Source organism: Jeotgalibacillus terrae (genome assembly GCF_016908195.1).
Lineage (GTDB): Bacteria > Bacillota > Bacilli > Bacillales > Jeotgalibacillaceae > Jeotgalibacillus > Jeotgalibacillus terrae.
Map to the genome: position 1 here is coordinate 1 of NZ_JAFBDK010000039.1, position 6,056 is coordinate 6,056.

The window sequence follows — 6,056 nt, forward strand, 5'->3', positions numbered from 1 at the left end:
AGGGTGGATCTCTCTATGGCAGAGGTGGTATAAAAACGTGTCACTAGTGGATCAAAAAGATGGCAAAGGTGGGTCAATCTAATGGCTGTATTCAATAGCGTATCAAACTATTACACTTGCTATAAATAACAAAAAACATTATTCATCTAGATAATGTTTTTTGTTATTTATAGATTTTTTACACATTTTGTCTTCAAATGTATATCGAAGAAAAAGAACGTTCGTAAAGTACTCTGGTACATTTAAGAACGTTCTTTTTGCCGGCTTTTAGCTTTTTTCAAAGCGTTCATATATGTGTACTTTTGTGAACTATTCAATAACTTTTACTAATTTTTAGATTTATGTTTTTATTATCTCTGGGATGGCGAATAATCTTTTCAAATAAATGAATGAATGAATGAACTGAACTCATGACATAATGACTAAAATTCTATACACAAACCATACTTTTATAATAATCAAAAAAAGAGTCTTATCCCTCTTACGAAGTTAAGACTCTTCTAGCATAATTCAGGTTATAAGATAGCTCGCTTCAAATTGAAATTACTGAGTTAATAAAAAAGGAATTATTTAATAACTTCAGTACTGTCAAGAATGCTGTATTTTAATTTGTAACAATATTAACAATCTTCCCTTGAACTGCGATTACTTTTCGGACTGTTTTTCCTTCAATGGCAGAAGTGATTTCTTCCTGCTTCATTGCAATTGATTCCATTTCTTCGCGTGACGCTTCACGTGGAACCATCAGCTTTTTTTTCAGCTTACCGTTGATTTGAACAACGATTTCAACTTCATTGCTGACAAGCTTGGACTCATCGAATGTTGGCCACTCGGAATAGCTGAGCTCACCTTCTCCAACTTTTTCCCACAGCTCTTCAGCAAGGTGAGGTGCAAATGGTGACAGCATTTGAACAAAGCCTTTGATGTACGCTGAAGGAATCACATCAACTTTGTAGGCCTCATTCACGAATACCATCAGCTGTGAAATTGCCGTGTTGAAGCGGATGCCTTCAATGTCTTCTGTCACTTTTTTCACCGTCTGATGATACACTTTTTCAAGTGCTTCATTCGGCTGATCTTTTACTTTATCCGTCAGTGTGCCCTGATCTGTTACAAGCAGACGCCAGATACGCTCAAGGAATCTTCTTGCACCGTCAAGACCGTTTTCAGACCATGCAACAGATGCTTCAAGCGGTCCCATGAACATTTCGTATACGCGCAGTGTATCTGCACCGTGTGTGCGGATAATTTCATCAGGGTTTACAACGTTTCCTTTTGATTTACTCATTTTTTCATTATTATCTCCCAGAATCATTCCCTGGTTGAATAGCTTCTGGAACGGCTCTTTCGTTGGTACTACACCGATATCGTAAAGTACTTTATGCCAGAAACGCGCGTACAGCAGGTGAAGGACAGCGTGCTCCACTCCACCAATGTAAATATCGACAGGCAGCCAGTGCTTAATTTTCTCCGGATCAGCAATTGCTTCACTGTTTGTCGGATCGATATAGCGCAGGTAATACCAGCTGCTACCCGCCCACTGAGGCATTGTGTTTGTCTCGCGGCGACCCTTCATGCCTGTTTCAGGATGAACCACATTTACCCATTCATCAATATTGGCAAGCGGTGATTCACCTGTTCCTGAAGGCTTGATGTTTTCTGTTTTTGGCAGTTCAAGCGGCAGCTCTGATTCAGGTACGCCTGACATCGTGCCGTCTTCCCAGTGAATGATCGGAATCGGCTCACCCCAGTAACGCTGACGGCTGAATACCCAGTCACGCAGACGGTAAGTGATTTTCTTCGTGCCAAGGTTCTTTTCTTCAAGCCATTCAATTGATTTCGCAATCGCTTCTTTTTTGCCAAGACCGTCAAGGAAGCCTGAATTTACATGCTTACCTTCTCCTGTGTATGCTTCTTTAGAAATGTCTCCGCCTTCCACTACTTCACGGATCGGCAGGTTGAATTCCTGTGCGAACTCATAGTCTCTTTCATCGTGAGCCGGTACAGCCATGATTGCGCCGCTTCCGTAGCTCATCAGGACATAGTCTGCAATCCAGATCGGCATTTTTTCATCATTTACAGGATTAATGGCATAAGCACCTGTGAATACGCCTGTCTTCTCTTTTGCAAGATCAGTACGCTCAAGGTCACTCTTTGATTTGATCTCATTGATATAAGCATCAACTGCATCTTTTTGATCTGCTGTTGTGATTTTTCCAACGAGCGGATGCTCAGGTGCAAGCACTGTGTAAGTAGCACCAAAAAGTGTATCAGGTCGTGTTGTAAATACGTCAAACTTTTCACCTGTATTTTCAATATTAAACGTAATCTCTGCACCTTCAGAACGGCCGACCCAGTTGCGCTGCATATCTTTAATGCTCTCAGGCCAGTCCAGCTCTTCAAGGTCATCAATCAGACGGTCAGCGTAGGCAGTAATTTTCAGTACCCACTGCTTCATCGGTCGACGCTCTACAGGGTGTCCGCCGCGCTCACTCTTCCCATCAATCACTTCTTCATTGGCAAGAACGGTTCCAAGTGCCGGGCACCAATTCACGGCTACCTCATCCACATAAGCAAGTCCCTGCTCATAAAGCTTCAGAAAGATCCACTGTGTCCACTTATAGTATTCAGGGTCAGTCGTGCTGACTTCACGATCCCAGTCATAAGAAAAGCCAAGCTCCTGGATCTGACGGCGGAATGTATCGATATTTTTCTTTGTAAATTCTCTAATGTTATTTCCCGTATCAATAGCATACTGCTCTGCAGGCAGTCCGAATGCATCCCATCCCATTGGATGAAGGACATTGTAGCCCTGCATACGCTTAAAGCGTGAAAGAATATCAGTCGCTGTATAACCTTCCGGGTGCCCTACATGAAGACCTGCGCCAGATGGATAAGGGAACATATCAAGCACATAGAATTTCTTTTTTGAAAAATCTTCCTGTGTCTTAAACGTTTTTTCTTCAAGCCAGTGATGTTGCCATTTTTTCTCAATCATTATATGTTTAAATGTCATTTATTCCCTCCGCCTATACTGATAAATTAACTGCTAATTTATTTCACAGTAACAATACGTGGTTTATATATAGCGAAATTTTATATAAGTTTATATAGAAAACCAGCATAATTTGCTTTATATTTTCTTAACCAAGTAATTTTTCTAAATTTTGGTCATTTGAACTTACTTAAACTCGTAAAGAATCCAATTATCGCTACAAAAATTATTATTATTCCTGATGAAGAAATAGCAAAGGACGAGCTAACACTTTCTCCTACAAACCCCCACAACAAATATCCCAGCGGAGACAATAAGCTTGAAACGCTCGCAATACCAAATATTCGAGCTCTATAATCCTCCGAAGGAACTTCAAATAAGATAGTAGTAGATATCGTACTAACAACTGCAAAAAACAAGCCTATACAGAAGAATGTCAACATCAAAGAAAAAGGGTTTAGAAAAACACCCACGGTAACAAAGGAAATACCAGCTAATAATAAACTACAAATATAAATATATCCTCTGTAATTTTCTACTTTAAATATTGAGAGAAATAAAAATCCTAGAAAAGAACCTATAGAAAATAATGTTAATACCAAACCGTAAAGACTAGGAGTGCTTTCCATTTCATGTTGAATCAAATTTGCTAAATTTACGTTATAGCTAACAACTGCTATATTAGCAAATGTAATCAATATCACAGACCAAAAAATTATTTTGTTATTAACAAAATAATTAATACCTTTTTTCAAGTCAAATATAATAGATTTGTTACTATCATACAACTTTGCTTTACCCTTATGTTTAATGAGCGATGTGAATAATGCCGCCAGAAGGAATCCCGATGCATTTAAAAGTATAAATTGTTCGAATGATATAAACCCTACTAAAAGCCCACTAATTGCTGGTGAAGTTATCATAGATATTTTAAAAACCATTTCATTTATGGACGCAGCTTGAGTCAATTTCAAGTTACTTTTATCGAGTAAATCTGGGATCATCGAATTATATATTGGATGATAAAACGAAGACATTGCAGAAAATATAAAAGTAAATATGTATATTTCAGTCAAGCTAACTGGTCTAGAGAATAGAGATATACTCCAAATTGCGGCAATTGTAAATCTTAACAAATCTATTGTAATTATAAATTTCTTTTTTGAGACTCTATCACCAATTGCTCCAGATATAAATGATAAAATGATTCGTGGAATCATTGCAATAAACAATAGAGTCCCCATCTGTAATGGGGAACTGGTTAGCTCAATAACATACCAAGCAAGTGCTAAAGTATATATCGAGGTAGCAAAACTTGAAATCCCTTGCCCAATCCACAAATAAACAACCGATGGTAATTTTTTACTTATCAAAAATCCAGCCCCTAAAAGTTAATACTTTTGTTATATTATTTTTTTTCATTAAAGAAAAAACTATGATTTAACCTAGCGTTTTCAACGTTTTCACCAAACTTCTCCGTTATTGAATGAAAATATTGAGATCCTTTAAACAAAACCAACCTATTGTATTTTACAGGAATGAACTCAATAAGTTCCCAAGCCTCTTTATTAAAAGTATCAGGATAAACTAGTCTTTCATCTAAATCGTAAAACCCATTATACCCTATTTTTTCGAACTCTTTTGTTGTTTGAGGAACTGTAATTAATCCCGTTTGCTTGTGTTTGTATATTCCTAATCCACCTTTAGAATCTTCGTCTAGACTTAAATAAATCATCGCTGCCCACTCTGCACTATCAATATGGATATCGCTAATTGACTCAGCCTCTTTAACAGAATATCTAAACTTCCCATAAACCATGCTCTTATCAACCATAATATCTTTATTGATTATTGACTTAAAACGATCAGCGTGTTCTTTTGCATAAAATGATTGAACACTTTCATAACCAGGGTAATGTTCGTCTGCTCTAAATTTGTGGTAATCAGTTTTTAAAGCTAAATTTCTTATCACCTCTGGATTATCATAAAAATTATCGACTATATGTATATTTTTCAACATTTCAGAATTAAACCTCCAGACTTTATATTATTTAATGATTTTCGGGATATTTTTCAATACTTGTATTAAATCATCGTATTCTTTATATCGAATTATACTAAAGGTAGCCTCATCAGCTATTTTTTTTAAAGTAATTAAACTTTCTTCAAAATTTGTTCCTGCATATTGATAATATTCAATTAGATTACGATATGACTCAAAATTACTAATTTCTGATATTGAAGGTTCTTCTATATCGCTTTTTTCAAGCAAAAAGCAGTGTGTTATTAAGGCTCCTTTTTGTGCTACTTTTTTATAAGCCTCTATTGAACTTATTGATGTTTTTTCTATCCCTTCACCAATTTTTTCCCGTGGTAACACTAACCTAGGAAAAGGTTCCACTAATAAACTTCTCTTTCTAACAAAAACTGTTTCGTCCGTTAGCAGTTCAAACTCATCTGAGTTGTTTACTAATTCAAGAGTAGAAGTTGTTTTTCCACTTCCTTTAGGACCAACAAACAAAATAGCGTTATTATTAGTAGTACGTATAGCTCCTGCATGCAATGCTACAAAATTGTTTGAAAATGGTGGTTTAACAAAAGGTGGCAAAGGCGGATCATAAGAATCCCATTCCAAAATTTCGCTTGATCCCTTTAATTGATATGAAACCCCAGTTATATATCCATTTTCTGAAGGACTTGTCCTATAGAGGTATCTATCGGATTCTTTTAAACTAATATATATAACTATATCAGGAGTAAAATCTAAGCTGTCATCAAAATTAGCAGAGAAGAAGTATTTTATACCCTCCAAGCAATTTTTATATTTACATCTAACTTCTATACATCCACCTAAGATGTTAATTCTTGTTTTGTATTTATACATCATATACATTCTGACCCCTTAATCTAGCTCTTATTATCAAGGCTACCTTTATAATGTTTTTGAAATAAAGTTGTTTTATAATTGAATGAATTTCATAATTCTCAGCCCAACGCCCACAAGCGTTTTAGCGCATAAAAAAAGGAGAACCTCCCCAAACAGTCGAAAAGAGTTAGCGAC

General features: G+C 36.3%; 4 protein-coding genes. All 4 read right to left on the reverse strand.

Annotated elements, in window-relative coordinates:
- Window positions 1-604: 604 nt before the first annotated feature.
- The 4 genes from leuS to JOD21_RS19000 all read right to left on the reverse strand — a co-directional run bounded on the left by leuS (window position 605) and on the right by JOD21_RS19000 (window position 5,882).
- Entirely contained in the window at window positions 605-3,016 is a 2,412-nt protein-coding gene (gene leuS, locus JOD21_RS18985; RefSeq protein ID WP_204731065.1) for a leucine--tRNA ligase, read from the reverse strand.
- A 155-nt stretch (window positions 3,017-3,171) separates the two neighbouring features.
- Complete coding sequence (locus JOD21_RS18990) at window positions 3,172-4,368, reverse strand: MFS transporter (RefSeq protein ID WP_204731066.1); 1,197 nt, start codon at window positions 4,366-4,368, stop codon at window positions 3,172-3,174.
- Window positions 4,369-4,403: 35 nt separating this feature from the next.
- Entirely contained in the window at window positions 4,404-5,015 is a 612-nt protein-coding gene (locus tag JOD21_RS18995; RefSeq protein ID WP_204731067.1) for a DUF6445 family protein, read from the reverse strand.
- Between the two features lie 27 nt (window positions 5,016-5,042).
- On the reverse strand, window positions 5,043-5,882 hold the full coding sequence (locus JOD21_RS19000) for a phosphoenolpyruvate carboxykinase (ATP) (RefSeq protein WP_204731068.1): 840 nt from the start codon (window positions 5,880-5,882) through the stop codon (window positions 5,043-5,045).
- Window positions 5,883-6,056: the final 174 nt, after the last annotated feature.

Excerpts from the sequence above, each read along its gene's own strand:
- leuS (WP_204731065.1), bottom strand. The coding sequence starts at position 3,016 with ATGACATTTAAACATATAATGATTGAGAAAAAATGGCAACATCACTGG.
- JOD21_RS18995 (WP_204731067.1), bottom strand. The coding sequence starts at position 5,015 with ATGTTGAAAAATATACATATAGTCGATAATTTTTATGATAATCCAGAG.
- JOD21_RS19000 (WP_204731068.1), bottom strand. The coding sequence starts at position 5,882 with ATGATGTATAAATACAAAACAAGAATTAACATCTTAGGTGGATGTATA.